Consider the following 25,530-nt stretch of genomic DNA (forward strand, 5'->3'; position numbering starts at 1 on the left):
TCAAAACGGCGAACGAGAAAACGCATCGGACTGGATTTGAGCAGGAGTCTCACATTCACACCATCGAGAGCTCCGTTCGAAAATGTCGATTACCGGAACAGCAGGGCCCGACATTCATCACACCGGGGGTCGAACAGCGAACGAATGCGTACGCGCTCGCTCGTCCCGCTTTGCTTGGTCCTCCTCATCGTACTGTTCTCCGGGGCATACGTCGCTGGCTACCACGTCCCCGGCGAACGGACGCTCGATACGGCCCGCGGAGTACAGGTGGTGGACGTTCCACACGACCAGCCGAAACGGCTGACCGACCCGAACCGGACGCAGTTTCGCCGCTGGGTGGAGTTTTACGTCCATCGCGGTATCAACGAACGGCGAGCGGAACACGGACTCGCCCCGCTCGAATTCGACGGTGCGCTCCGCGACATCGCGAGAAATCACAGTGCCGATATGGGGAAGAAAAGATACTTCGCGCACGTGTCGCCGTCGGGTGCCGACCCAAATGACCGGTATCGGCGGGCAGAGTACTACTGCATTCGGGGTGCGGGGGAGAACATCGCGTACACCTACTTCGACCGGCGGGTTCGAACCGACAATGGGACCGTAGTGCGATATCGGACGGCGAAGGAACTCGCTCGTGGAATCGTTTCACAGTGGATGCACTCGCCGGAACACCGAAAGAACCTACTCTCCAAAAATTGGGAGCGAGAAGGCCTGGGAATCTATTATACTCGGGATGGAAGAATATATGCAACAGAAGACTTCTGCTAAATCGGTGCAAAAAATTAAATAGTTAGGGTCACCTCTCAAAAACGAACATTCGCCCGGTCGATAGACGACACAATGAACGAAGAAGCAGACGAGACGAAGGAGACGCCACTGTCGAGAGATATCATCTTCCAGATACTGAGCAATCAACGGCGACGATACGCACTCCACTACTTGCGACGTAGGGAAGAAGCGGCCGAAATCGGGGAGCTTGCGACGCAAATCGCGGCGTGGGAGAACGACGTCACCGTCGACGAAGTAACCTCACAACAACGCAAACGGGTGTACAACACGCTCCAACAGGCACATCTGCCGAAGCTTAACGAGACTGGCTTTATCGATTACGACCCGGCACACGGTGACATCACGTTGACCGAGCGGGCCGAGCTCTTGAACACGTATCTCGAAATCGTTCCCGACAACGACCTCCCGTGGTCGGAGTACTACTTCGTTTTGGGCTGTGTCAGCCTCGCACTGTTGACAGGGGCACAGCTCGGTGCCGGACCGTTCGGTCTCGTGCCGGTACTGTGGTGGGCACTCGGGCTCGCCGTACTGGTGACGATTTCCGGCGGGGTCCACATGTACTACCATCGAAACCATCGTCTCGGTCACAGGGAAGTGCCACGAGAAAACTGATCGAGTGGACACCGTCGGGAAGACGTTCCGAGAAACGACGGGCGTCGAGACGAGAAAGGGGAGGGGGGTATGAACTGTGCATCGGAGTATATAAATAGGAGTTTGAGAATCGGATTTTCATCGAGAGACTCGTGTTAACTAGTATCGTGATTTTCGTCGTACCGACCGCCTTACGGCGATTTTCTGTTTCAGAATTCGATCGCTGGATGTCCGCGAACGAGGCAGTGGATAAAGATTTATATAGAAGCACAATCATAGTCGCCATTGTACTATGAGTCAGCGCATGCAAGGTCAGCCGATGATCGTAATGTCCGAGGACTCCCAGCGAGTCAAGGACAAGGACGCGCAGGAACACAACATCACTGCGGCGCGAGCGGTGGCGGACGCCGTTCGCTCCACACTCGGTCCGAAAGGGATGGACAAGATGCTCGTCGATTCGATGGGCGACGTGACCATCACGAACGACGGTGTCACCATCCTCAAGGAGATGGACATCGACAACCCGACGGCCGAGATGATCATCGAAGTCGCCGAAACCCAAGAGGACGAAGCGGGTGACGGGACGACGACGGCCGTCGCGGTGACGGGTGAACTCCTCAAGAACGCACAGGACCTCCTCGAACAGGACATCCACCCGACGGCAGTCATCAAAGGCTTCCACCTCGCAAGCGAGAAAGCACGCGAGGAGATCGACAACATCGCGGACGAGGTCGACACTGACGACGAAGACCTCCTTCGCAAAGTCGCGGAAACCAGCATGACCGGCAAAGGTGCCGAACTCAACAAGGAAGTCCTGAGCCAGATCATCGTCGACGCGGTTCAGTCCGTCACCGTCGAAGAGACGGTCGACCTCGAATACGTCAACATCGAGACTCAGACCGGCCGCTCGGCTGGTGAATCCGAACTGCTCGACGGCGCGGTCATCGACAAGGACCCCGTCCACGACAACATGCCGAGCTCCGTCGAGGACGCGAAAGTTCTCCTCCTCAACGAAGCCGTCGAGGTCGAGGAAACCGACGTCGACACCGAGATCTCCATCAACGACCCCGATCAGCTCAAGAACTTCCTCGACCGCGAGGAAGCCCAGCTGAAGGAGAAGGTCGATCAGATCATCGACACGGGCGCGAACGTCGTCTTCTGCCAGAAGGGCATCGACGACCTCGCACAGCACTACCTCGCGAAGGAGGGCATTCTGGCCGTCCGACGCGCAAAGAAGAGCGACATCAAGTTCCTCCGAGAGGTTCTCAACACGAACATCGTCTCGGACCTCGACAGCGCGTCCGCGGACGACGTTGCAGAAGGTAGCGTCACCCGCGACGACAGCGACGAGCTGTTCTACGTCACGGGCGGCGAGAACTCCCACGGTGTCACGCTCCTCCTCCGCGGTTCCACCGACCACGTCGTGGACGAACTCGAACGAGGTATCACGGACGCACTGGACGTCGTCGCACAGACCGTCAGTGACGGACGAGTCGTCTCCGGTGGCGGTGCCATCGAAGTCGAACTCGCCTCCCGACTCCGCGACTACTCCGACAGCGTCGAGGGCCGCGAACAGTTGGCCGTCGAAGCGTTCGCCGACTCGCTCGAACTCGTCCCGCGCGTTCTCGCCGAGAACGCTGGACTGGACTCCATCGACACGCTCGTCGACCTCCGCGCGGAACACGAGGACGGCGAGAAACGCGCCGGCCTGAACGTCTTCAGCGGCGACGTGGAAGACACGTTCGAGGCGGGCATCGTCGAGCCGGCTCACGCCAAGGAGCAGGCACTCTCCAGTGCGACCGAGGCCGCGAACCTCGTCCTCAAAATAGACGACATCATCTCCGCCGGCGACCTCTCCACCGACAAGGGTGGCGACGAAGGCGGCGCACCCGGCGGCATGGGTGGCATGGGCGGCATGGGTGGTATGGGCGGCGCGATGTAAGCGAGGTTTCGAAGAAACCTCGAATGTCGAACGGGCGAAGCCCGTGAGACGGAAGATAGGTTCAGGCTATCTTTCACTCCGCTCACCCCCGAGGAATCGTCTATTGAACTCGAACCGATTTTTTAGACTCACGTCGAATAGCGGCGCGTAGCGGATAGACTGTAGTCGTTGACGACCGTCGTTTTCGTCAACCCCGGGAAGTCGAATCTGGCACGCGACGGACTGCCATCATCTCACGATAACGATACGGAAAGACAGCGTGAAATTCGCCGAGAAGACGTGCTGATTCGGGGCAAAATCCGGTTTCGTCGTCACGGGACGGTAAGCCGTAATCGAGGAGATGGAAAATCGGCCACCGTCCGATTTTTACCCCGAGTAAACCGCGGAGTCGTCTACTGAACTCGAACCGATTTTTGAATCCACGTCGAATCGAGACGTGTTTGCCGGATGTTACTGCAATCAAACTAATGAATGTGAATCTCCTTCGAGTACTTTCGAGATCAAGAATTCACACGAATTCCCCCGAAACATTCCTCAAATCAGCAGAGGAGACGACGATCGGAAGCAAAAATCGGTAAAAGATGGAACTAAGTGGGAACCACGTATCCCTCCAAATATGGAGACACTCCTGCTGAATCAGGATGCCGTAGACGAGAACACACAGATGCCCGAACTCATTCGGGCCATCGAGGACGCATTCGCGGCCTACGCGCTCGGCGATGCGCAGATGCCCGCGAAATCCTACATCGACCTGCCGCAGTACAACGGCGACTTCCGGTCGATGCCCGCCTATTTGGATGCCGACGGCTGGGACGCGGCCGGAATCAAGTGGGTCAACGTCCACCCCGACAACCCGGACGGCTTCGACCTGCCGACCGTCATGGGGACGATGATTTACAGCGACCCCGAGACGGCGTACCCGCTCGCCATCATGGACGGGACGGAACTCACGATGAAGCGCACGGGCGCGGCCGCCGCCGTCGCGACGGACCACCTCGCCGTCGAGGACGCGACGAGCATGGGTCTGGTCGGCGCTGGCGTCCAGTCCTACACCCAGTTGGAAGCCATCTCGAAGATTCGCCCCATCGAGGAAGTCGTCATCAGCGACCTGGACGAGGAAGCGGTCGCGGACTTCATCGACTACTTCGACGACGAGTTCGACGTTCGCGCCGGATCGATTTCGGAAGCTGCGTCCTGTGACATCCTCTCGACCGTGACGCCGGTCGAATCCCCCATCGTCTCGGCCGACGCCGTCGGCGAGCACACCCACATCAACGCGATGGGTGCCGACGCGGAGGGCAAACACGAGATCGCGGACGAGGTGCTGTTGAACGCGAAACTCGTCATCGACGACCACGCCCAGACCACCCACTCGGGCGAGATCAACGTCCCGTACAACGAGGGAACCCTCACGGACGACGACATCCACGGCGACATCGGCGACATCGTGATCGGCGACTTGGAGGGCCGCACCGGAGACGACGGCGTCACCGTCTTCGACAGCACCGGACTGGCGATTCAAGACGTTGCCGCCGCACACGTCGTCTACGAGCACGCGAACGAGAACGACAACGGCTACCCGTTCGACCTTCTCGGCGTCTGATTCAGGGATCCGAACCGGATTGAAGCGGGCCGTTTTTTGATGATTTTAGCCCCAGTAGCTACTCCTCGTCGCCGACCGGTGCCCGCGTCGTGAGTTCGTCGGTCAGCTTCGAGATGACCCAGACGATGATCAGGAACGGCAACAGCGGAATCAGCAGGACGAGCAGGCCGAGAAAGATACCCGCGCCGATGGTGTTCATCTCCCTGTCCGAATGACCGTAGTAGGGCGGCGTGACGGTTCGCACGACCTTCGTGACCGGATGGTCTTCCGACTCCTCCTGACTCATGGGAGAAAGAAGGCGGGAAAAATGATAAGCATTCGCACGACACGAGCGCATTGCGTGTTCGATCCGGATTCGATCGATCGGTGACGATGGAGTTCCAGTGGAAACCACGGGGTAGTGAACACGACGAGTACATCACGGACGATCATCGCATGAGTTCCAAACGGCGTTCGAGGACGAACACGGGACTCGACGAACGGTTCCTGTTGCAACCAGCGAACGTTTTTACGGGAGAGCGACCAACGTCGGACTATGGAACCCGCGAGCGGCGACGTGGAGTACGAACCACGGAGTGTGAAAGAGGTTTTGGCGGAGATGAAGGACACGGCGGAACTTCTGATCGACCTCTCGTACTCCGCGGTCCTCCACGGCAGTGACGACATCGCCGAGGAGGTGCTCGCGCTCGAAGGGAAGATGGACGTGCTTCAGTTGCAGGCGCGGATGAGCCTGCTCATGGCCGCCAGAAGTCCGGAGGACGCCGAGGAACTCGCACCCGTACTCGGCGTCGTCGGAGCCGCGGAGAAGATTGCCGACGCGGCGGGCGACATCGCGAAGGTAGTGTTGGAGGATATCGGTCTCCCGCAGGCGATGCGGGCGACGCTTCCGGAGGCGATAGAGACACTGGTACACGTCTCGGTGGCGAGTTCGTCGCCGCTCGCGGGACAGACGCTCGGCGGGTTGAACCTCGAAACCGAGACGGGGGTTCGCGTCATCGCCATTCATCGCGGCGGCGACTGGATTCTGAACCCGCATCGTGACACCGACCTCCGGGTGGACGACCGACTGCTCCTGCGCGGATCGGAAGACGGCGTCGCGGAGGTGTACAAGCAAGCGACCGGGAAGGAGTATCAACCGCCGGAACCACCGGAAGGCGGGGATACGGACCTCGAACGCGCCGTCGATTCAATCGTGTTGATGAAGAACATGAGTGAGTTAGCGGTTGATCTGGCCTACGGGAGCGTCCTGTTCGACAGCACGGACGTGGCGGAGGAAGTCGTGGAACTCGAAGCCGAAGTGGACGCACTCCAGTCGCGGTTCGAGGCGTGGACGTTGCAGGCGGCGGCGAACGCGGACGATCCCGTTTCCTTGCGCGGTCTCGTCCACCTCGCAAACAGTACGGAAGTCATCAGCGACGCGGCGGTGGAAATCAGCGAGGGCGTGCTCCGTGGTCTGGGTACCCATCCGGTCGTGGAGTACGCCGTACAGGAGAGCGACGAGGTCATCGTCCGCGTGACGGTCACGCACGGGAGCGCGTTCGACGGCACGACACTGGGAGCCGAGCGGGTCGAAACCGAGACGGGAATGCGCGTCATCGCGGTTCGGCGGCCGCCGGACGATTGGGTCATCTCGCCCGGGCCGGAAACCGAAATCAACGCCGGGGACGTGCTCCTGGCGAAGGGAACGCGGTTGGGTGCGGAACGACTCGAAGAGTTGTCCGGCAGCACGCAAGGTGAGTAATTCCGGACGATTTCACACGGTGATGATGGCGTCGGCTTCTATTTCGACCAGCAGTTCGGGAGCGATGAGTCGGCTCACCTCGACCATGCTCGTGGCTGGACGCACGTCGGCGAAGAATTCGGCGTGTGCCTCGCCGACCGGTTCCCAGTTTTCGATGTCGGTCACGTACATCCGCGTTCGAACCACGTCGTCAAGGTGTGCCCCCGCTTCAGTGAGCGCGGTTTCGATATTTTCGAGCGCCCGCTTCGTCTGGGCATAGGCGTCCCCTTCACCGACGATGGACCCATCCTCGGCGGTGGCCGTGGTCCCGGAGACGCGAACGTCGGTACCGATACGAACCGCACGCGAGTAGCCGACGCGGTCCTCCCACTCGGTACCACTGGAGACGCGTTTTCGTTCCATGGATGGGCCACGACACACCGAGGTAAAATCGTTGGTGTGAAAGCTATCAGTTCAAAGTATTTTCGGAAGGAGTAGTATCCGGGAAATACGGGTGGTCGAAGGAGAAGAAGTTCACAATCCCAATTCGATACAGACCGACAGTTCATCCAACTGGCAACCGGAATACCGAACTGCTAAGGGTTTTCGGCGACGGTGTATCGATAATGACAACGCTCGGAACGGCGAGCGCGGCCCCAGGGGAAATCGACACGGGCCGCCTCCCGGTTGGTGAAACCCGTGACGGGAGCCAGTTCGGGCTTCCCGTCGCCGTCATCAACGGCGCGCATGATGGAAAGACGCTCTACATACAGGCAGTTAGCGATGGCGACGAACTCAACGGTCTCGGCGTCGTGAATCGAGTCGTCCCGCAACTCGCTCCCGAGGATATTTCGGGGACGATTCTCGTCACTGGACTCGTCAACTACCACGGTTTTCAGGTCGCGGAACACCGGAACCCAATCGACGACACGAAAATGAATCGAACGTACCCCGGCAACGAGTCGGGGACGTCGAGCGAACGAATCGCGGCGGCGACCTTCGAGGCCGCCTCGCGTGCCGATCTCATTCTCGACTTGCATCAGGGTTCGACCAGTCGAATGATGAACGAGGCTCGTGTTCGCTGTGGGCCGCGCCATCGACTGCACGACGAATGTCTCGAACTCGCAAAAGTGTTCGACTGCGGCTACGTTCTCGACCAGAAGGGTCCGGACGGGCAACTCGCCCGCGCCGCGCCCGACGACGGTATTCCGACCATCGACCCCGAACTCGGCGGCTGTGTCGGATGGGACGAAGAGAGCATCCAGTACGGCGTGGATGGTACATTCAACGTCCTCCGATACTACGGCTTCCTCGAAGGGGACGTGGAGCTGAACTCGCAGACCCGCGCAACCGGGTTCGACCGCTACGGCGCACCGAGCGGCGGTCTCGTCAACTTCGAGAAGGACCTCGGCGACGAAGTCTCACCGGGTGAAACCCTATTCACCATCACCAATGTGTTCGGTAAGCTCAAGGCCGAAATCACCGCCGACCGCTCCGGTATCTTCTGGCGCTCCCGTCGCCTGCCGCAGGTCGCCACTGGCGAATACGTCTGTTCGATCGGCATCGACGTCAGTCGCTACTGATTGCTCCGACTGACGACACTTTCCGTTCACAACTTCCCGTTCACAAGACTCACAACGCTCCGCTCCCCACGACACTTACAACGACCGGAGTTTCCCCACTATCACAATGCTCTCCAACCTCTCATGTTCGGCCTGTGGACGCGAATACGCCGCCGGAGCAGACGAACCGTGGCGGTGTGAGTGCGGCCATCCACTCGACTTCGCCGAACGACCGCTTCCCGACCCGGACCGTCCCGCTCCCGATTTCTCTGACATCGACACGAGGGACGGTCTCTGGGCGTTCGAGGAGTTCCTCCCCGTCCGCCGCGTCGCGAGCCTCGGCGAGGGGTTCACGCCGCTCGTGGACGCAGACGACTGGAACGCCCAGTTCAAACTCGACTGCGTGTTTCCGTCGGGGAGTTTCAAGGACAGAGGCGCGACGACGACCCTGTCGCGTGCCGCCGAACTCGGCGTCGAGACCGTGATCGAGGACTCCTCGGGCAACGCGGGTGCGGCAATCGCTCAGTACGCCGCTCGCGCCGGAATCGACGCAGAGATCTACGTTCCGGCGGACGCGAAAGCCTCGAAAGTCAAAGCCATCGAGTGTGTGGGCGCGACCCCCGTTCGCATCGAGGGAAGTAGACAGGACGTGACCGATGCCTGTATCGAGGCCGTCGAAGCCGGTAGTGGTTGGTACGCCAGCCACGCGTGGAACCCGGCCTTCTTCGCTGGCACGATGACGTTCGCGCTGGAACTCGCCGCCCAGCGCGACTGGGAGGTTCCGGATGCGGTCGTGACGCCGCTCGGCCACGGCACGCTGTTTCTGGGAACGTACCGCGGCTTTCGCGCCCTGTACGACGCGGGGTGGACGGATTCGATGCCGCGACTGCTCGGAGTGCAGGCCGCCGGTGTCTCCCCCATCGCAGACGAACTCGACGGCGACGGGAGGGACAAACCCGAGCGGAACGACGTCGCCGACGGGATTCAGATCACCCGACCCGTCCGCCGTGACCAAATCCTCGACGCCATCCACGAGACGGGCGGCGACGCCATCTCGCTCGACGCCGGTGCGACCCAGGACGCCCTCGACAGGCTTCACCGAACCGGTTTTTACATCGAACCGACGAGCGCGGTGGCCGTCGCGGGACTGACGGCCTACCGCGAGCACGGGATTTTGGACGAGGACGCGGACGTGGTCGTTCCCCTCACCGGAAGCGGGCTGAAATCGTAACGGGATTGCGGCGGTCGTTTTCGTGCGTCATCCACGTTATCGATACCCTTTTGCGAGTTCTGTCGAATCGATTTCACGAATGGTCAACCGACCGCCGAACAACTGCCCGTACTGCGGCACCGAACTGACAACGGCGAAAATCGAAGGCCGCCAGCGGCACCTCTGTCCGGACTGTGACCGAGTCGTCTGGCACAATCCGGTACCCTGTGCGGGCGTCGCCGCCGTGGACGACGACAGCGCTCTCATCGTCAAGCGCGCGGCCGACCCCGGACGAGGTGAGTGGACGATTCCCGGCGGTCATCTCGAAGTGGGCGAACCGCCCGCGGCCGGGGCGGCCCGCGAACTCCACGAGGAGACGGGACTCTCGGTTACTCCGGACGACCTCTCACTTCTCGACGCGCGTTCTTTTGGTCCGTATCGCGGGAAGTACGTCGTCTCCATCGGCTACGTGGTTCGGCGCGAGAAGACGGACGGCGAGGTGGTGCCCGGGTCGGATGCCGATGAAGCCCGGTTCATAGCCCCGGATGAATTTGAGCGGACCGGCGCACCGTTTCGAGAAAATCAACGCGAGCGCTTCGAGACGGCGGCCGGGGTTTTGGACAGGTAACGACCGACTGTGCGAGGGACCGCGAAACGTGTCGGTTACGTCGTTCGGAAGGCGCGGTCGCCCGCGTCGCCCAGTCCGGGGACGATGAAGCCGTCGTCGTTGAGGTGGTCGTCGATGCTGACGGTCAGGAGGTCGGCCTCGGGGAACTGGTCGTGGACGTGGAGCAATCCGTCGGGGGCGCTGACGGCCGAGAGGACGAAGAAGTTCTCCGGATTGGGCTGCTCGCGGAGCACTTCTTCGAGGACGGCACACATCGTGCTACCCGTGGCGAGCATCGGGTCGGCGACGATGACGGTGTCCTCCTCGGTGATTTCGGGGAGCTTGACGTAGTCGATGGTGATGGGGAACTCACCGTCTTCGTTCATGCCCGCTTCCTCGTCGCGTCCGGCGCTGATGACGCCCTGTTTGGCGCGGGGGAACGCCTTGAGCAGGCCTTCGACGAACGGCGTCGCGGCGCGGAGGACGTTGATGATGACCACGTTGTCGAGTCCTTTGACGCGCTCGCCGGTGGTCTCGGTCAACGGCGTGTCGATGGAGACGTACTCGGTGTCCATCGCGCCGTCGATGATTTCGTAGCCACAGATACGACCGAGTTTCACGAGTCCCTTGCGGAAGCCGACCTGTTCGGTCTTCTCGTCTCGAATCTTCGAGAGGGTGTCCTTCGCCATCGCGTGCGTGATGAGGTGGGCGTCACCTCGCTTCTCGATAGTCATATTCGATTCGTGAGTGGCGAGTGGCTATAAGCTAACGATACGAGCGAACCCGCGGGAGCCAGTGACAGTCGTGGAACGCCGCCAACTGGTCATTCGCCGTAGGTCAGCAGACCGTCCTCGTCGCTCGGGAACGGGTCGTCGAACGCGTTCCAGTCGGCGTCCATCTCGTCGTCGGTCAGCGCGCAGTCGTCCAGCGTGGCGAGAATACCATCCTCGTCCACGTCGGTTCCGATGAAGACGAGTTGCGTCCGGCGGTCGCCCCACTCCTCGTCCCAGTAACTTGCCGAGCGGTTGCTCCGGTAGAGGTCCTGATCGATCTCCGGAAGGCTGGCGATCCACGCCCCGGCGACGGTCACACGGGCGGACGATCCTGCCTGCCCGTATTCCAGTTTCACGTCGTCCCGTCCGGCGACCCAGAACGTCCCCTTGGCGCGGACGATGCCGTCCGGGAGCGACGCGAAGAAGTCGTGCAAGCGAGCGGGATGAAGCGGTCGGGTGGCGCGATACGACACCGACGTGATCCCGAAGGCCTCCTGCGGATGGCGGTGGCCGTGGTCGTGGTTGTTGTTGTGGTCGTGTGTCCCTTCGGAATCGTGGTGATGGTCGCCGTCGTGACCGTCCGCGTGTTCCATGGCCTGCTTCCATCCGGCGGAGTCACTGACTGCGCCGAGGTCGAACAGGCCGCGCTGGAGCACTCGGTCGGGGGAAACCCGTCCGTGTTCGGTTCGAATCAGTTCCGCGCGGGGTTGGAGCGCGCGGAGGGTGGCTTCGATTTCGTCCAGTCGGTCGTCGTCCACGAGGTCGCATTTGTTCAGAAGGAGGATGTCACAGAACTCGATCTGCTCGATGACGAGGTCCGAGAGGGGGCGCACCTCGCCGTCCTCCGTTTCCGTTCGCTCGACGGGCGCACCGGGTTCGAAGAAGTCCCGGAATTGTCGGGCGCTGACGACGGTGACGGTCGCGTCCACGTCGTAGCGGGCGGCCACGCGCGATTCCGTCGTGAACAACCGCGCGATGGGGGCGGGTTCGCTGATGCCGGACGCTTCGACGACGAGCGTGTCGAACTCCCATTCGCGGGCGAGACGGGTGACTTCGGTTCGCAAATCGTCCTGTAGCTCACAGCAGATACAGCCGTTCGAGAGTTCGGCGACTCCCTCGTCCGCGACGAGTTCGGTGCCGTCCTCCAGCAGTTCGGCGTCGATGTTGATCTCACCCATGTCGTTGACGAGAACCGCGATGTCCGTGTCGTCGCTCTCACGCAGGAGGTGGTTGAGCGTCGTCGTCTTGCCCGCGCCGAGGTTGCCACTCAAAATCGTGACCGGAATGGACCCCTGATTCATTTGTTATCGTGGCACACGTATTCCACCGTGTTAAGCCTGGCTGGACGCCTTTCGAACCGTCCGAACCGGCGTTCGAACCGACCGGCCTGCTTAAATAGCGAGGGGAATACTGTGTGTGTATGTCTCTCGCGGACCGAATCGAGACGTTCCGTCGCTCCGTCGAGGAGTGGCTTCGCGGCCTCTATCACGGGATGATTTCCCATCCCGCCTACGAACTGATAGAGAAGGAAGCCGAGGATTTGGAGGACGAATTCATGCTCGCGTGCTTCCCCGACGTGTTCGGGGTACCGAGTCCGGTATCGTACTACACCGCCGAACTGCTCCCGTACCTCACCGACGAGTTCGAGGCGTGGGAACGGCGGATGTGGGACCGTGAATCGCTCGTCGAACGAAAGGGCCAACAGTTCCACTTCTAGCATGAACAAGTTCGTGTTCTTCGGCGGCAAGGGCGGTGTCGGAAAGACGACCGTTTCGAGTGCATACAGCCTGAAATGCGCCCGATCGGGGTTGAAAACGCTGGTCGTTTCGACCGACCCGGCACACAGCACGTCCGACGTGTTCGACCAGCAGTTCGGCGACGACCCTCGTTCGGTGGAGGGAATCGAGAACCTCTGGGCGATGGAGATCGACCCCGAGGAGGAGGTCGAAAACCACCTGATGGAGATAAAACGCTCCCTGGGCGACCACGTCAGCGCGGGGTTGGTGAACGCCATCGACCGCCAAGTCGAGATGGCACACCAGACGCCGGGCGCGCACGAATCGGCGCTGTTCGACCGGTTCATCGACGTGATGCAGAGTTCGGAGGAGTACGACCGCGTCGTCTTCGACACCTCGCCGACCGGCGGGACGCTCCGACTCCTCTCGCTTCCCGAGTTCCTCGAAGGCTGGATCGACCGCCTGCTTCACAAGCGCCGACAGAGTATCGACCTGTTCGAAAAGGCCGCGATCGGCGACAGGGAACCGCGTCGAGTGGCGGACGGGGACCCGATCATCGCTCGGTTACAGGAGCGAAAGGAGTTGTTCGAGTTCGCGGGGAACGTGTTGCGCGACGACGCGTCGTTCTTCCTCGTCCTCAATCCGGACGAGTTGTCGATCCGTGAGACCGGGAGGGCGGTCGAGGAACTCACCGAATCGGGACTGCCCGTGTCGGGACTCGTCATCAACAAGGTGACGCCGGAACCCGACGACGACGAAACCGGACGCGGGGCGACGTATCTCCGTGATCGCTGTCGGACCGAGCGCGACAGGATAGACCACATCCGCGAATCGTTCGACGAACCGGTCGCCGCAGTCATCGAATCGAGAGTATCAGAAGTGAAAGGAAGCCTGCTGACTGACGTTGCGGACGAGTTGGCGGTCGACGTCGAGCCGACGGTCGCGGAGTAATCAGTCACTAATCTGTTAAAAACAAGTACGGGTTGTTCGAGAAACGACGTTTTTGGCCGTCCAACGCCGCAGACGGCAGGAGGAACACTTATTGTTCATCATCATTCTACTTGCCATGAGGCAAAATACCATGGCGATTGCAATCATATGGCTGGTACTCGGCGTACTGGTACTTTTCAGCATAGGATATCTGACGTATTCACGATATCTCGCACAGTTCGTAGAATTGGACGACAGCAACGAGACGCCGGCGCATAAGTACGAGGACGGGCAGGAGTACGTTCCCGCGAAAAAGCCCGTCCTGTTGGGACATCACTATTCCAGTATTGCAGGAGGTGCACCAATCGTCGGCCCGATTACGGCAGGGGTAATTTGGGGATGGATACCGGCGCTGCTGTGGATTGCCATCGGTAATCCGCTGCTCGGCGCGACCCACGACTTCATCTCGTTGTCGAGCAGTCTCCGTCACGAGGGGAAGTCCATCGGGCACATCATCGGTGAGTACGTCGGCGAGCGCGGCAAGAACATGCTGCTGTGGTTCGCGTTCCTGACCATCATTCTCGTCGTCGCCGTGTTCGCGTTCGTCGTCGGGGTCGTCTTCGAGAAATACCCGAGCGCCGCAACGGCGAGCATGTTATACATCGCGTTGGCGGTCGTGTTCGGAGTTTACCTGTACCAACTGAACCTGCCGTTCGGGCCGGGAACGGTGATTTTCGTGATCGGGGTGTTCGCCAGCGTTTTCGTCGGACAGGCGTACCCCATCGAACTCACGGCGGAAACGTGGGTTCCGATCGTCCTGCTGTACGCGTTCATCGCGAGCGTCCTGCCGGTGTGGACGCTCCTGCAACCGCGTGATTACCTGTCGTCGTTCCTGTTGTACGCGGGCGTCGGCGGGGCGCTGTTGGCGGTCATCGTCGGGACGATTGGCGGTTGGCTCAACATCGGAGCCATCACACCGACCCAACCGCTCACGGTCAACATTTCGGGATATAACGGCTTCTGGGGCGTGACCGACCAGCCGTTGTTCCCGCTGCTGTTCATCACCATCGCGTGCGGGACCATCAGCGGGTTCCACTCGCTCGTGTCGTCCGGAACGACCTCGAAACAGCTGAACAAGGAATCGGACGCGCGGGTCATCGGGTACGGCGGCATGCTCGGTGAGGGGCTTCTCGCAACGCTCGCACTCGCGTCGGTCGCGCTCGTCGGAAAGGTCGTCGAGGGTGGCGGTGTCGGACAGGCACTCCCCAACTTCGCGACCGGTGGCGGTATCATGCTCACGAGCTTCGGCATCGACCCCAGCTTCGGTGCGCCGTTCATGGCGCTCGTCATGGTGAGTTTCCTGCTCACCTCGACCGACACGGCGCTTCGCCTCGGTCGGTACATGTTCGAGGAAATCGTCGGCACGCCGGAGACGCAGGTTCAAAGCGTGGCGTCGAACCGATACTTCAACGCGGGATTGCAGTGCGTCATCGCCTACGCGCTCGTGGCGTCCGGAACGTGGTCGGACCTCTGGCCGCTGTTCGGCGGGGCGAACCAGTTGCTCGCGGCGCTGGCGCTGCTGACGGCGACGGTGTGGCTCGCCAACTGGGACAAGAGCAAACAGCTCCTCAGCACGGGCGTCCCGATGGCGGCAATGACCATCGTGACCATCCTCGGGTTGCTGTATCTCGCGCTGTATCAGAACATCTGGCAGAAGTTCGTCCAAGGCAGCAGTATGTCACTCGGAAGCGCGCTTTCTGCCGGGGTCCAAACGATCATCGCGCTCGTCCTCGTCGGACTCGCGCTCTCGCTGGTCAGAATCGGCTATGCGAACATCACGTCCGCGCGCAACGAACCCAGTGGAAGACCCGTCACCGACGGGGGTGACGCCGAGGAATAAGCCGCCGACTACGGTTTGAATCGCCGAACAAATCGAGACAACAGACCGGATTTTTTGGGGACGAGTGGTTGCCAGAGAGCGAACGCCTTGCCGACGTCCGCGTTCTTGCTGGCGACGAGGGTTTCGTGGTCTGGGGCGACGACGGCGAGGTTGATCTCGTACTGGCCGTGTAAGCCGTATTTCAGGAGCGTTCGGTCGCTGAAGTCGGCGACGAAATCATCCACGTCGTCCGGGATTTCGGGGGCGATCACGACGAAGGTGAAGTTCGTTCCGAAGTGTTCCTCGTCGGGGTCGATCCACTCGTCGGCGAGTTCGTGACCGAAGTCCACGATGGATTCGAGGTCACGCACACGAACCGACTCCGCACGGCGGACGAACAGGTGTTCCTCGGCGCTGTGGTTGGCGTAGTTGATGGAGCGGTGGAGGAACTGTTTCTGGGTCTCGATCAACAGCCGTCCGTAGAGCGTGAACGGCTCGCCACGGACTGAGTAGGCTTTTTCGAGGTCGTAATTGACGAACAGCCTGTCGCTGACCCGGTCTACGTACTCGTCGTCCCAATCTGGAACCGTCGCCGAACCGTCCGAATCGTGAGATTCGATACCGCCATCCATACTCGATCGATTGCGAGGGAGCGATAAATATCCGTTGTTGGGTTGCTCATGGGTACCGTCACTCATCATGATTTTATTACAAATGATAGTGTGTGACAGACTATGATGGATTCGGACCCACTCGGTCGAGCGATACTGGATTACGAACGCGGCGGACTGCGCGGCGACTGTCTGTACAGGGACGGCGCGGAAACGTGGGACGGGCACATTTACGAGAACTACTTCAGACAGCCGGAGGAGTGGAGCGATAGCTGGAAGGACCTGCTCGATTCGCTCCCTTGTCCGGTCGTCGATATCGGCTGTGGGTCGGGGCAGTACGCCGAATTTCTCCAAAAGAGGGGGGAAGTCGTCGCCATCGACGTCAGTCCGGCCGCCGTCGAAGCGACCCGCGAGCGCGGCGTCGAAGACGCCCGCGTGATGGACATGTTCGAGCTGGCGTTTCCGCCGAATCGCTTCCGCTCCGTGCTCCTCAACGGGACACAACTCGGTCTCACGGGGTCACTCGCCGGTGCACGACAATTTCTCTCCGACCTCGCCCGGATTACCGAGGAGGACGGTGTCGCCGTCGTGGACAACTACGATCCGACGAACTGCGGACCGGACGATGTCTTCGGCTATCGACCCGACCCGCGACGGGGTATCGCCCATCGGACGTTCCACTTCGAATACGAACGAGACGGGGAGCGGGAAGTCGGACGAAGCCTTCACTTCGTCCTCTTCTCACCCGACCGACTGCAGGACGTGACCGTCGGAACGCCGTGGTACGTCGCCGAGGTCCGTCCGGGAGATGGCTACTACAAAGCCGTCCTTCGGAAGGACGACGGGGAAAACGGACGGAAACGGGACCAATAGGGTAACACATAACACGGTCGCGTCCGTACGGCGAACTATGGGTGGAAAACGGACGGAAGCGTGTGGTCGGTGCGGTCTCTCGACCGTCATCGACGCGACCGAAGATGGCGAGGCGCGCGACATCTACGGGGACGAACGAATCGAGGTAGACGAGGACGAGATGCGGGCGGTGAGCCGCCACGTCGAACTGCTCGGACGCGCGAAAGATCGACTGAATACGTACGCTGAGCGAGTAACGTACGGGAATTTTCGAGGCGAATAATCTAACCGGCACATACTGTGAAACTCGAAGGATCGCGCGTGAGAAGGCTTCTCACGCGAATTGGCGGTAAAAGATAATACCCTGTAGGACATACGAGCGAGTAATCGAATGGAAGAGAGCATCTCTGGCTTCAAACTCCGAGGTAGCTGGGGAGATATCGTCGAGCACGGGGAGCGGATCACGCAAGCCCTTCGTGAGGCGGACGTGTCGGGTGAGGCATTCCGAGAATGGGACGAGTGGCGACCCAAGTCGCACGAGCGACTCGGCGAGGACGTCGCCGAGAAGACGGCGGAACAAGCACACGTCAACGAAGGCAAGGGCGAACAAGCGGGCGAATCCCCGGACGACGATCTCCGAACAGCGAGTGAAAAACTGACCGAATCGTACGAGAAACTGGAAAAAGACGACACCGAAGGTGCCGTCGACCGATGGCAGGACTCGGTGAACTACGTGGCGCGTGCCGCCGACTCCGCAAGCCGAAAAGCCATCCGGAAGGTCGAGGACACGGTGTATCAGAAGGTGATGACACAACTCGCGCCGTACTACTTCGACAACGAACTCGTCAGCGCGAACATCCAGCAGACGAGTCGGATGGAGGACGGCGAGGAAGGATTCATCTTCGAGGTGAACGTCAACGACGACCACCTGAAGAACGAGGTATCCGATTCGCTCACGGCGTACGAGGACGAGATCGACCGTTGGCACGTCGAAACCGAAAAACAGACCGAGACGGTCGAAGCGGCGGAAGGCGTCGAAGCACCGAAACGAAGCGGCGGGCCACGGGCCGACAGAACCTGATCGAACCGGATTTTTCTCGATATTGAGGGTCGTGCTCGAACTGGTAGGGATGGGCACAATGCGGTTGTTTATCGATGACGTAGAACATGAGATGTCATTTCCATTTCGACGGGAGTCGGACGAGACCGATCGACTCCTCGCGCTCAGTGACGGGGTTATCGCCATCGCGATCACCCTATTAGTGTTGGAGATCACGGTACCAGTCATTCCGGCTGGCGCTTCGGAATCGGAGCTTCCGATCCGCGTCCTCGAACAGTGGAACGAATTTTTCGGGTTCGTGTTGAGTTTCTCGGTCATCGGCCTCTACTGGGTACTCCACCGACGCGTTTTCGTCCACGTCGAGCGGCACACGAAAGGAATCGTGTGGCTCAACCTCCTCTTTCTACTCATGGTTGCGTTCGTCCCGTACGCGACCAGCATGTTCAGCACCTATCCGGGACGGTTCGGTGTGATGTTTCTCGCTGGTGTGCTGGCACTCACTGGGTTCAGCCTCGCCGCCCTCTGGCTGTACGCTTCCCGGAGCGAACTCATCGAAGAGGGAATCACCTCACGTACCGTCGGGATTCAGGCAGCACGGTTTCTCGCCTCGCCGCTGGTGTTCGTCGCCTCGATACTCGTCGCCGCGTTCGATTCGACGGTGGCGATCTTCCTGTGGGTGCTTCTGATTCCGATAAACGCCGCGTTGCAATCACGGCTCATCGAAAGTGTCGAAGTATCAGGGCGGGGGTCGGATGGTCGCTGAAAACACGGTGTCGGGAACCGATATCAGTCGGTACACTATTGACGCGAGACGCTATATCGGATAGATATGGCTGGAGGGTTGCTGACGGTCGTTATCGCCGGGGTCGCGAGTCTATTCATGGCGTGGGCCATCGGAGCGGGGTCGAGCGGCTCGACCCCGTTCGCCCCGGCAGTCGGTGCGAACGCCCTCTCCGTAATGCGTGCGGGGTTTCTCGTCGGCATTCTCGGGTTTCTGGGGGCGGCGCTGCAAGGAGCGAACGTCTCCCAAGCGGTTGGGAGGCAACTGATTCACGGCGTACAGCTGTCGCCGCTCGCCGCGACGACGGGACTGCTGACGGCGGCGATTCTGGTCGCAATCGGCGTGTTCACCGGCTATCCGATCGCCACCGCGTTCACCGTCACTGGCGCAATCGTCGGCGTCGGGTTGGCGCTCGGCGGCGTCCCGGCGTGGCCGAAGTACCAACAGATAGTTTCCCTCTGGATACTCACGCCGTTCGTCGGCGGGGGAATCGCCTACGCGACCGCTCGCGTGCTCCGACGTGAGGACGTCTCGGAGACGGTTTCGATTCCGCTTTTAGGAGGGGTCGTCGGCCTCATCATCGCCAACGTCGGATTCGTCTTCCTCGGCCCGCCGGGCGAAAGCGACTCGATCGCCCAAGCAGTCAGCATGCATCTCCAGCTTCCGACCGTCGGTGGCATTGATGTCGGAATCGTCCTCTCGTCGCTCGTCCTCGGCGGACTGGTCGCCCTCGCACTCCGACGCGAACTGAGTTCGGACCTGAACCGCGGACAGCGTCGATTCCTGCTCGCACTTGGGGGCCTCGTGGCGTTCTCCGCAGGTGGGAGTCAGGTCGGACTCGCCATCGGGCCGCTGCTCCCGCTGTTGGACCCGTACTCGATTCCGCTGGTTCCGGTGCTCGTCGGCGGCGGACTCGGCCTGCTCGCCGGGTCGTGGACGGGCGCGCCCCGGATGATAAAGGCGCTCGCACAGGACTACTCGGCGCTGGGGCCGCGGCGATCGATAGCCGCACTCATTCCGGCGTTCGCCATCGCACAGAGTGCCGTCTTCTTCGGCATTCCCGTCTCGTTCAACGAAATCATCGTCAGCACGATCATCGGCAGCGGCTTCGCCGCGAGCGGTGGCGGCGTCAGCGGAAAGAAGATGGTGTACACCGTCCTCGCGTGGGTGCTCTCGCTCGCGCTCGCGCTCGGCGTGGGTTACGGTGCGTTCAGCGCGGCCAACGCGGTTTTCTGATCGAAAGTCGGATGACGATCAGGTGTCGGGTCGAATGTCGGCCCGACCGCTCGTCGCGCTTCGCAGTCGGTCACACAGCGCGTCACTTTCCTCGACGGGAACTCGAACGGAAAACCCGACGGACTCGTCGTACTCGGCGTCGAATTCGACGCCTTCGCTCTCCAAAATACCGCGGACGGTACCCGAGTCGTCGTATTCGACCGAGATATCGAGACGGCGGTGTGGGCGTTCCTCGACGACTCCGGCGTCGTCCACCGCTTCCTTGACGGCGCGGGAATAGGCCCGAACGAGGCCGCCGACGCCGAGGTTCGTCCCGCCGTAGTAGCGCGTGACGACGGCGACCACGTTCTCGATATCGCGTTGGTGGAGGACGTTCAAGGCGGGTTTCCCCGCACTGCTGGTCGGTTCGCCGTCGTCGCTCGACCATTCCCGAACGAACCCGCCGAGGTCGTCCGATCCGTCGCCGGAATCGTTCCCACCTTGAACGCGGTACGCTGGCACGTTGTGAGTCGCGTCGGCGTGTAGTTCCCCGATTTCCTCGATGAACGATTCGGCCGATTCGACGCTGTCCACGGGTGCCACGTAGCCGATGAACTCCGAGCCACGGACTTCGAACGCCGACTCCCCTCGACCTGCCACGGTCTGGTACGTCGTGCCAGCCATCGTTCACCGGTTCGATGGGCGACACCGAAAAGGCGTGGATTTCGTTGCGGAGGGGACGATTTCGGCTCGCATGCACACGGTGCTCACTCGGGTTTATTGACGGCGACGACGCGAAGTCGGCGATAATCCGCGGTCCACGTCCCGTCCTCGAACAGGTCATCGCGGAGACGGTCCTCCACGGCGGAAACGACCGCGCGCTGTTCGTCGTCCGGAACCGGGGCCAAGAGCCCGTCACCGAACATCTCGAGCCACGATGACAGTCCATCCGGACCGCCGTTGAGTTCCGTTGGACGGTCGAACAGGGTCGCGTAGCGAACCTCGAAGCCGTGTGCTTCGAGGTTCGTGGTGTATTCGCCGACGCTCGGGAAGTACCACGGATTCTCGATATCGTAGCCACGGTCAGTAGCGACGTCCCGTACTGCATCGAGGATGGTAGCGACGTTCCCGGTTCCACCGAGTTCGGCGACGAACCGACCGTCAGGTCGGAGCGTGTCGGTGATGGAGTCAAGGACGGCGTCCTGCTCGGAGACCCAGTGGAGCGCCGCGTTCGAGAACACGGCGTCGAACGGCTCCGAGAACGAGAAATCGCGTGCATCCCCGTGGACGAACCGGCACTCCGGATAGCTCTCGCGTGCCTCCGATATCATCTCCGCGGAGGAATCGAGACCGACGACGTCCGCCCCGGAACTGGCGATTCGATCGGCCAGATGGCCGGTTCCGCATCCGAGGTCGAGGACGCGCTCGCCGGTCTTCGGTTCGAGGAGATCGACGACGCCCTCGCCGTACTCGAAGACGAAGGAGTGGCCCTCGTCGTAATCGGTCGTGTCCCACTCGTTTTCCGTGCCTTCGTCCGGTCGATTCATGCTGCCGAGTTCACGTCGGTCCTATTTCTATCTCCCCATCGAACAGATTTCCGTTCGCGGTGTTCCAGTGTCCGAAACGTCTCAGCTCAGTTGGATCTGATGCACGAACTCCAAGTTCTTCAGTTGGTTGAGCACGTCGCCCGGCACGTCCTCGTCCGTGACGAGATAGAGGCGCGGGTCGTCCGTGAATTCCGGGTCCTCGCTGATCGTCTGGCGGATGGAGATGTCGTTATCCGCCAGCAGGGACGTGACGGTCGCCACGATGCCCGGTTCGTCGGCGTTCCGCACGTCGATCGTCAGCACCGATAGGTCGAGTACGGGGGCCAAATCCATCAGGCTCGGAATCGAGGAGATGTTCTGGAAGATACGGCGCAGTTCCTCGTCCTTGAGAATCGCGTCCGTTGTCGAATCGACGACGCGACGGTCCACCCCGATTTCGCGCGCTATCTGCGTGTTCGGAATCTCGATACTGCCCGAGACCACCCGTCCCTCGTCGCTGACCGAGAACCCGCGTTCGAGGAGAAGCCGAATGACCTGTTGCTGGCTCGGACTGCCCTCGAACTTCTGCATGATTCTGTCGAACATCCTTGTCGAATAGACGTGCCCGACGATTTAGTCCTGTTGGGGTCGAAAGCGAGTGTTTATCGAATCACACTTCGACCGAAAACTATGCAACGGAACGTGGTTTGGGAGGCAGGAGACGGGGTCAGTACGGAACACCTCACCGTCGAGTTCGACCACATCAATGCTGACGGCGTCGTCGTCGGAATCAGGGACGAGAAACCGTTTCGGATACGGTATCGTGTGGAGTGTGACGGGTCGGGAGCGGTTCGACGGATCGAAACCGATCCGCTCGGGACAGGGTCGGGAATCGAACTGGACCACGACGGGGACGGAAACTGGACGAAGGACGGCACTCGGGCACTGGAGCTCGCAGGATGCCGTGACGTGGATATCTCGGCGACGCCGTTCACCAACACGATTCCCATTCGCCGACTCGGGTTGGGTTCCGGCGAGTCCGAGACGATTTCCGTCGTCTATCTCGACGTGCCATCGATGACGGCGACGCCGGTCGAACAGCGATACACCTGTTTGGAGCCGCTCGGTTCGTCAGGTGGAATGTATCGCTACGAGAGTTTGAAAAGCGGATTTACCGCCGACCTACCCGTCGATTCCGACGGGGTAGTGGTGAACTATCCGGGCGTGTTTCGGCGGATGTTCCCGTAGCTACAGACTCTCCTTCGTACTCGCCACGTCGCTCCGTCGCTCGTCGATTTGCGTCGCGTCGTCCAGCGCCCGTGCGGTGGCCTTGAACAGGGCCTCGATTTCGTGATGGGCGTTCTCGCCGTAGACGCCCGCGTGGAGCGTCAATCCGGCGTTCATCGCCAGCGAGCGGAGGAAGTGTTTCGCCATGTGGCTAGTCATGTCGCCGACGCGCTCCTGTGAGAACTCACCGTCGAATCGGAAGAGAGGACGGCCGCTCACGTCCACGACGATGTCGCCGACGGCCTCGTCCAACGGAACCTTCCGGTCGGCGAAGCGCCGGATCGCTCGTCGGTCGCCGAGCGCCTCGTCGAACGCCTCGCCGAGGGTGATGGCCACGTCCTCGACGGTGTGATGATCGTCGATGTGGAGGTCGCCGTCGGCGCGAACAGTCAGGTCGAACAGACCGTGGCGGGCGAAGCTATCGAGCATGTGGTCGAAGAAGCCGATTCCCGTCTCGACGGTGGAGTCGCCGTCGCCGTCCACGTCGAGCGTGATTTCGATGGTCGTTTCCGCCGTCTCACGGGTCACGGCGGCGGTTCGGTCGCTCATACCTATGTGATTTGGCCGTGGCTACAAGGGAATTCCGCTCGTGGTAAATCAGCGAAACCACTCTGGAAGACAGACATATGTCTGACGCAAATATATTTACCCCGCGCTCATATGTTTATTCGTGCTAAAGCGAGATATGCTCAGCGTCCTGTTGGTCGCCGTCGGCATCCTCCTCTGTGGAACGGTGCCCGGCCTGGCCCTCGGCGCACCGATGGCCGCCCTCGGTTCCTACGGGCTTGCGGAGCCACGCCTCGGGGACGCACCCGACGCCCTCAAAGGACTTGCTGGAGAAACCCGTTAGACTCGACGATATTCGTTAGTCGAGCGCACGCTTCGCGTCCGATAGTGAGAACTCTCCACGATAGAGGGCGCTCCCGACGACGACAGCGCTCGCTCCCACATCCCGAAGCGTTCGAACGTCGTCCACGGACGCGACCCCGCCGCTCGCGACGACTGGAATCTCGACCGCTTCGGCGACCTGCCGAACGGGGTCGGTCTGGACGCCCTCCATTTGTCCTTCGACATCGACATCGGTAAACAGAATCGCACCAGCGCCGAGTTCTTCGTACCGAGTCGCCGCCTCTGCCGGGTCGAGTCCCGTCGATTCCGTCCACCCGGAGACGAGGACCTCGCCGTCCTTCGCGTCGAGGCTTACCATCACGGAACCGGGGTACGACTCGCTGATCTCCGAGACGATATCCGGGTTTTCGATGGCGGCGGTACCGAGGATGACGCGATCAACGCCGCGCGAGAGGAGATCGATCGCGTCGGTTGCCCTTCGAATACCGCCGCCGAGTTGTACCTCGACATCGACGGCGTCCAAAATCGCATCGACCGCGGTGGCGTTCTTGCGCTCACCTTCGAACGCGCCGTCCAGATCGACGAGGTGGAGCGTTTCCGCACCGCCTTCGACCCACTTCTGCGCGGCGTCCACGGGGTCGCCGTAGGTCGTTTCCGTGCCTTTTTCGCCCTGGACGAGTTGTACCACTTCTCCATCCTGCATATCGACGGCAGGGATGACTTCGAACGTCGGGAACATACTCTGCTTTAGGTGGGGTGGCCCCTAAACCCAACCGAGTCGGTACCGTTTAAGACGTAGGGACGAATGTAAGAGTATGGTCGAAATTCTGCTACTCGTCGGTCTTGCCGTCGCGGCGTTTGTTGGATTTAATATCGGTGGTTCTTCGACCGGTGTGGCGTTCGGCCCTGCGGTGGGGAGCAAGACCGTCTCGAAACTCGGTGCAGCCACATTGATGACGGCGTTCGCGGTCCTCGGTGGCTGGACAGTCGGACGAAACGTTATCAAAACGATGAGCAGCGATATCGTCGATTTACGGTTTACAATCGTTGCCAGCGTCGGCGTCCTCTTCTTCGTCGGATTGGCCCTCCTCATCTCGAACCTCTTCGGCGTTCCCGCGTCCACTTCGATGACGGCCGTCGGAGCGATCGCAGGGCTCGGAGCGGCGACCGGAACCCTCAACCAGGGGGTTATGTTCCGAATCGTCTCGGCGTGGCTTCTCGCGCCGATTACGGCCTTCTGGATCTGTGCCGTCATCGGTCGCTATCTGTATCCGTACCTCGACGTGTGGTTCAAACTCGAACAGTCGGAGGAGCCGTTGTTCGAGTTCAACCGCGTCGGCTCGGTACCGTATCCGACGGTCTCCTCGAACGCGACGACGAAGGAGGTCATGGTGACGATCCTCGTCGTCGGCATCGGCTGTTACATGGCGTTCTCGGCGGGCGCATCGAACGTCGCCAACGCGGTCGCACCGCTCGTCGGAAGCGGCGACATCACCGGGAGTCAAGGCGTCCTGCTCGCGGGTGCCGCAATCGCACTCGGTGCGTTCACTATCGCACGGAGAACGCTCGATACGGTCGGGAACGACCTGACCGACCTGCCCCTGCTGGCGGCACTCATCGTCGAAATCGTCAGCGCGAGTCTCATCACGTTCCTCTCGGCGATCGGTATTCCCGCCAGCCTCGCAGTGAGCGCCACGATGTGTATCGTCGGGCTCGGCTGGGGGCGAGCGACGCGGACGGTGCGAATCTCCGATGCGGCTACCGCCGCAGTGCGGGGCGACGACGGGGAGAAACGCAAGGAGATGACGGTCAACGTGCTTCCCGAAGAACAGAAGGAAGTGGCGAAGATAGGCGAAGAGGAGCCGGAGACGTTGAAGGCGCGGGACTTGTTCGATCCATCGACGACCGGCCGCGTCATCGTCCTCTGGATATTGACGCCGTCCATCTCGGCCGTCGCGTCGTATCTCCTGTTCGTTATCGTTCCCCTCTCGCCGAGCTGATTGTAGG

At 61.1% G+C, this 25,530-nt stretch carries 29 protein-coding genes; 19 read left to right on the forward strand and 10 right to left on the reverse strand.

The window, feature by feature from the left end; all coding sequences use genetic code 11:
• The first annotated feature begins 144 nt into the window (after window positions 1-144).
• The 4 genes from NKF25_RS00095 (at window position 145) to NKF25_RS00110 (ending at window position 4,925) form a co-directional block, all read left to right on the forward strand.
• Entirely contained in the window at window positions 145-768 is a 624-nt protein-coding gene (locus NKF25_RS00095) for a CAP domain-containing protein (protein ID WP_253224729.1), read from the forward strand.
• 72 nt (window positions 769-840) lie between these two features.
• Entirely contained in the window at window positions 841-1,401 is a 561-nt protein-coding gene (locus NKF25_RS00100) for a hypothetical protein (RefSeq protein ID WP_253224730.1), read from the forward strand.
• 283 nt (window positions 1,402-1,684) lie between these two features.
• Window positions 1,685-3,322, forward strand: coding sequence for a thermosome subunit beta (gene thsB, locus NKF25_RS00105; protein WP_253225572.1), 1,638 nt, complete (start codon window positions 1,685-1,687; stop codon window positions 3,320-3,322).
• 616 nt (window positions 3,323-3,938) lie between these two features.
• Window positions 3,939-4,925: an ornithine cyclodeaminase family protein gene (locus NKF25_RS00110; RefSeq protein WP_253224731.1), complete on the forward strand. Its 987-nt coding sequence runs from the start codon at window positions 3,939-3,941 to the stop codon at window positions 4,923-4,925.
• 58 nt (window positions 4,926-4,983) lie between these two features.
• Here NKF25_RS00110 and NKF25_RS00115 read toward each other — a convergent pair whose 3' ends face one another.
• Window positions 4,984-5,211 carry a hypothetical protein gene (locus NKF25_RS00115; RefSeq protein ID WP_253224732.1) on the reverse strand — a complete coding sequence of 76 codons (228 nt, stop codon included), beginning with the start codon at window positions 5,209-5,211 and terminating at the stop codon, window positions 4,984-4,986.
• A 249-nt stretch (window positions 5,212-5,460) separates the two neighbouring features.
• Between NKF25_RS00115 and NKF25_RS00120 the strand changes: the two genes are divergently transcribed.
• A complete protein-coding gene (locus NKF25_RS00120) occupies window positions 5,461-6,666 on the forward strand; it encodes a potassium channel family protein (protein ID WP_253224733.1) in 1,206 nt (401 codons plus the stop codon).
• Between the two features lie 12 nt (window positions 6,667-6,678).
• On the opposite strand, the gene NKF25_RS00125 is transcribed toward NKF25_RS00120, so the two are convergent.
• Entirely contained in the window at window positions 6,679-7,068 is a 390-nt protein-coding gene (locus NKF25_RS00125) for a RidA family protein (RefSeq protein WP_253224734.1), read from the reverse strand.
• Window positions 7,069-7,271: 203 nt separating this feature from the next.
• Here NKF25_RS00125 and NKF25_RS00130 point away from each other — a divergent pair, with 203 nt between their 5' ends.
• The 3 genes from NKF25_RS00130 to NKF25_RS00140 all read left to right on the forward strand — a co-directional run bounded on the left by NKF25_RS00130 (window position 7,272) and on the right by NKF25_RS00140 (window position 10,045).
• Complete coding sequence (locus NKF25_RS00130; protein ID WP_253224735.1) at window positions 7,272-8,228, forward strand: succinylglutamate desuccinylase/aspartoacylase family protein; 957 nt, start codon at window positions 7,272-7,274, stop codon at window positions 8,226-8,228.
• A gap of 106 nt (window positions 8,229-8,334) precedes the next feature.
• Complete coding sequence (locus NKF25_RS00135; RefSeq protein ID WP_253224736.1) at window positions 8,335-9,438, forward strand: threonine synthase; 1,104 nt, start codon at window positions 8,335-8,337, stop codon at window positions 9,436-9,438.
• Between the two features lie 79 nt (window positions 9,439-9,517).
• Window positions 9,518-10,045 (forward strand): NUDIX domain-containing protein, encoded by a 528-nt coding sequence (locus tag NKF25_RS00140; protein ID WP_253224737.1) that lies wholly within the window; start codon window positions 9,518-9,520, stop codon window positions 10,043-10,045.
• Between the two features lie 35 nt (window positions 10,046-10,080).
• On the opposite strand, the gene upp is transcribed toward NKF25_RS00140, so the two are convergent.
• Entirely contained in the window at window positions 10,081-10,758 is a 678-nt protein-coding gene (gene upp / locus NKF25_RS00145; protein ID WP_253224738.1) for a uracil phosphoribosyltransferase, read from the reverse strand.
• Window positions 10,759-10,847: 89 nt separating this feature from the next.
• Window positions 10,848-12,098 (reverse strand): GTP-binding protein, encoded by a 1,251-nt coding sequence (locus tag NKF25_RS00150; RefSeq protein ID WP_253224739.1) that lies wholly within the window; start codon window positions 12,096-12,098, stop codon window positions 10,848-10,850.
• A 119-nt stretch (window positions 12,099-12,217) separates the two neighbouring features.
• Between NKF25_RS00150 and NKF25_RS00155 the strand changes: the two genes are divergently transcribed.
• The 3 genes from NKF25_RS00155 to NKF25_RS00165 all read left to right on the forward strand — a co-directional run bounded on the left by NKF25_RS00155 (window position 12,218) and on the right by NKF25_RS00165 (window position 15,363).
• The gene (locus NKF25_RS00155) at window positions 12,218-12,514 is read left to right on the forward strand and encodes a hypothetical protein (protein WP_066139654.1); all 297 of its coding nucleotides are present in this window, start codon (window positions 12,218-12,220) and stop codon (window positions 12,512-12,514) included.
• 1 nt (window position 12,515) lies between these two features.
• On the forward strand, window positions 12,516-13,484 hold the full coding sequence (locus NKF25_RS00160; protein WP_253224740.1) for a TRC40/GET3/ArsA family transport-energizing ATPase: 969 nt from the start codon (window positions 12,516-12,518) through the stop codon (window positions 13,482-13,484).
• 130 nt (window positions 13,485-13,614) lie between these two features.
• A complete protein-coding gene (locus NKF25_RS00165) occupies window positions 13,615-15,363 on the forward strand; it encodes a carbon starvation protein A (RefSeq protein ID WP_253225573.1) in 1,749 nt (582 codons plus the stop codon).
• Window positions 15,364-15,371: 8 nt separating this feature from the next.
• Here NKF25_RS00165 and NKF25_RS00170 read toward each other — a convergent pair whose 3' ends face one another.
• Entirely contained in the window at window positions 15,372-15,974 is a 603-nt protein-coding gene (locus NKF25_RS00170) for a hypothetical protein (protein WP_253224741.1), read from the reverse strand.
• Window positions 15,975-16,076: 102 nt separating this feature from the next.
• Between NKF25_RS00170 and NKF25_RS00175 the strand changes: the two genes are divergently transcribed.
• From NKF25_RS00175 to NKF25_RS00195, 5 genes are all read left to right on the forward strand, one after another.
• Window positions 16,077-16,826: a class I SAM-dependent methyltransferase gene (locus NKF25_RS00175; protein ID WP_253224742.1), complete on the forward strand. Its 750-nt coding sequence runs from the start codon at window positions 16,077-16,079 to the stop codon at window positions 16,824-16,826.
• A gap of 37 nt (window positions 16,827-16,863) precedes the next feature.
• Complete coding sequence (locus NKF25_RS00180; protein ID WP_066139671.1) at window positions 16,864-17,088, forward strand: hypothetical protein; 225 nt, start codon at window positions 16,864-16,866, stop codon at window positions 17,086-17,088.
• A gap of 108 nt (window positions 17,089-17,196) precedes the next feature.
• Window positions 17,197-17,886, forward strand: coding sequence for a DUF5828 family protein (locus tag NKF25_RS00185; protein WP_253224743.1), 690 nt, complete (start codon window positions 17,197-17,199; stop codon window positions 17,884-17,886).
• Between the two features lie 91 nt (window positions 17,887-17,977).
• The gene (locus NKF25_RS00190) at window positions 17,978-18,628 is read left to right on the forward strand and encodes a TMEM175 family protein (RefSeq protein ID WP_253224744.1); all 651 of its coding nucleotides are present in this window, start codon (window positions 17,978-17,980) and stop codon (window positions 18,626-18,628) included.
• A 66-nt stretch (window positions 18,629-18,694) separates the two neighbouring features.
• A complete protein-coding gene (locus NKF25_RS00195) occupies window positions 18,695-19,882 on the forward strand; it encodes an inorganic phosphate transporter (RefSeq protein WP_253224745.1) in 1,188 nt (395 codons plus the stop codon).
• An 18-nt stretch (window positions 19,883-19,900) separates the two neighbouring features.
• Here the strand turns inward: NKF25_RS00195 and NKF25_RS00200 are convergent, their stop codons facing one another.
• From NKF25_RS00200 to NKF25_RS00210, 3 genes are all read right to left on the reverse strand, one after another.
• Window positions 19,901-20,545 carry a YigZ family protein gene (locus NKF25_RS00200; RefSeq protein ID WP_253224746.1) on the reverse strand — a complete coding sequence of 215 codons (645 nt, stop codon included), beginning with the start codon at window positions 20,543-20,545 and terminating at the stop codon, window positions 19,901-19,903.
• Window positions 20,546-20,628: 83 nt separating this feature from the next.
• Window positions 20,629-21,408, reverse strand: coding sequence for a class I SAM-dependent methyltransferase (locus NKF25_RS00205; RefSeq protein ID WP_253224747.1), 780 nt, complete (start codon window positions 21,406-21,408; stop codon window positions 20,629-20,631).
• Between the two features lie 81 nt (window positions 21,409-21,489).
• Window positions 21,490-21,993: an ACT domain-containing protein gene (locus NKF25_RS00210; protein WP_253224748.1), complete on the reverse strand. Its 504-nt coding sequence runs from the start codon at window positions 21,991-21,993 to the stop codon at window positions 21,490-21,492.
• 84 nt (window positions 21,994-22,077) lie between these two features.
• Between NKF25_RS00210 and NKF25_RS00215 the strand changes: the two genes are divergently transcribed.
• A complete protein-coding gene (locus NKF25_RS00215) occupies window positions 22,078-22,635 on the forward strand; it encodes a putative glycolipid-binding domain-containing protein (RefSeq protein ID WP_253224749.1) in 558 nt (185 codons plus the stop codon).
• On the opposite strand, the gene hisB is transcribed toward NKF25_RS00215, so the two are convergent.
• A complete protein-coding gene (gene hisB, locus NKF25_RS00220) occupies window positions 22,636-23,223 on the reverse strand; it encodes an imidazoleglycerol-phosphate dehydratase HisB (protein ID WP_253224750.1) in 588 nt (195 codons plus the stop codon).
• Between the two features lie 121 nt (window positions 23,224-23,344).
• Here hisB and NKF25_RS00225 point away from each other — a divergent pair, with 121 nt between their 5' ends.
• On the forward strand, window positions 23,345-23,524 hold the full coding sequence (locus tag NKF25_RS00225) for a hypothetical protein (RefSeq protein WP_253224751.1): 180 nt from the start codon (window positions 23,345-23,347) through the stop codon (window positions 23,522-23,524).
• A gap of 15 nt (window positions 23,525-23,539) precedes the next feature.
• Here NKF25_RS00225 and hisA read toward each other — a convergent pair whose 3' ends face one another.
• Entirely contained in the window at window positions 23,540-24,262 is a 723-nt protein-coding gene (gene hisA, locus NKF25_RS00230) for a 1-(5-phosphoribosyl)-5-[(5-phosphoribosylamino)methylideneamino]imidazole-4-carboxamide isomerase (protein ID WP_253224752.1), read from the reverse strand.
• A gap of 76 nt (window positions 24,263-24,338) precedes the next feature.
• On the opposite strand from hisA, the gene NKF25_RS00235 reads away from it, so the two are divergent.
• The gene (locus NKF25_RS00235; protein WP_066139695.1) at window positions 24,339-25,523 is read left to right on the forward strand and encodes an inorganic phosphate transporter; all 1,185 of its coding nucleotides are present in this window, start codon (window positions 24,339-24,341) and stop codon (window positions 25,521-25,523) included.
• Window positions 25,524-25,530: the final 7 nt, after the last annotated feature.

The organism is Haladaptatus sp. AB643 (genome assembly GCF_024136975.1).
Classification (GTDB): domain Archaea; phylum Halobacteriota; class Halobacteria; order Halobacteriales; family Haladaptataceae; genus Haladaptatus.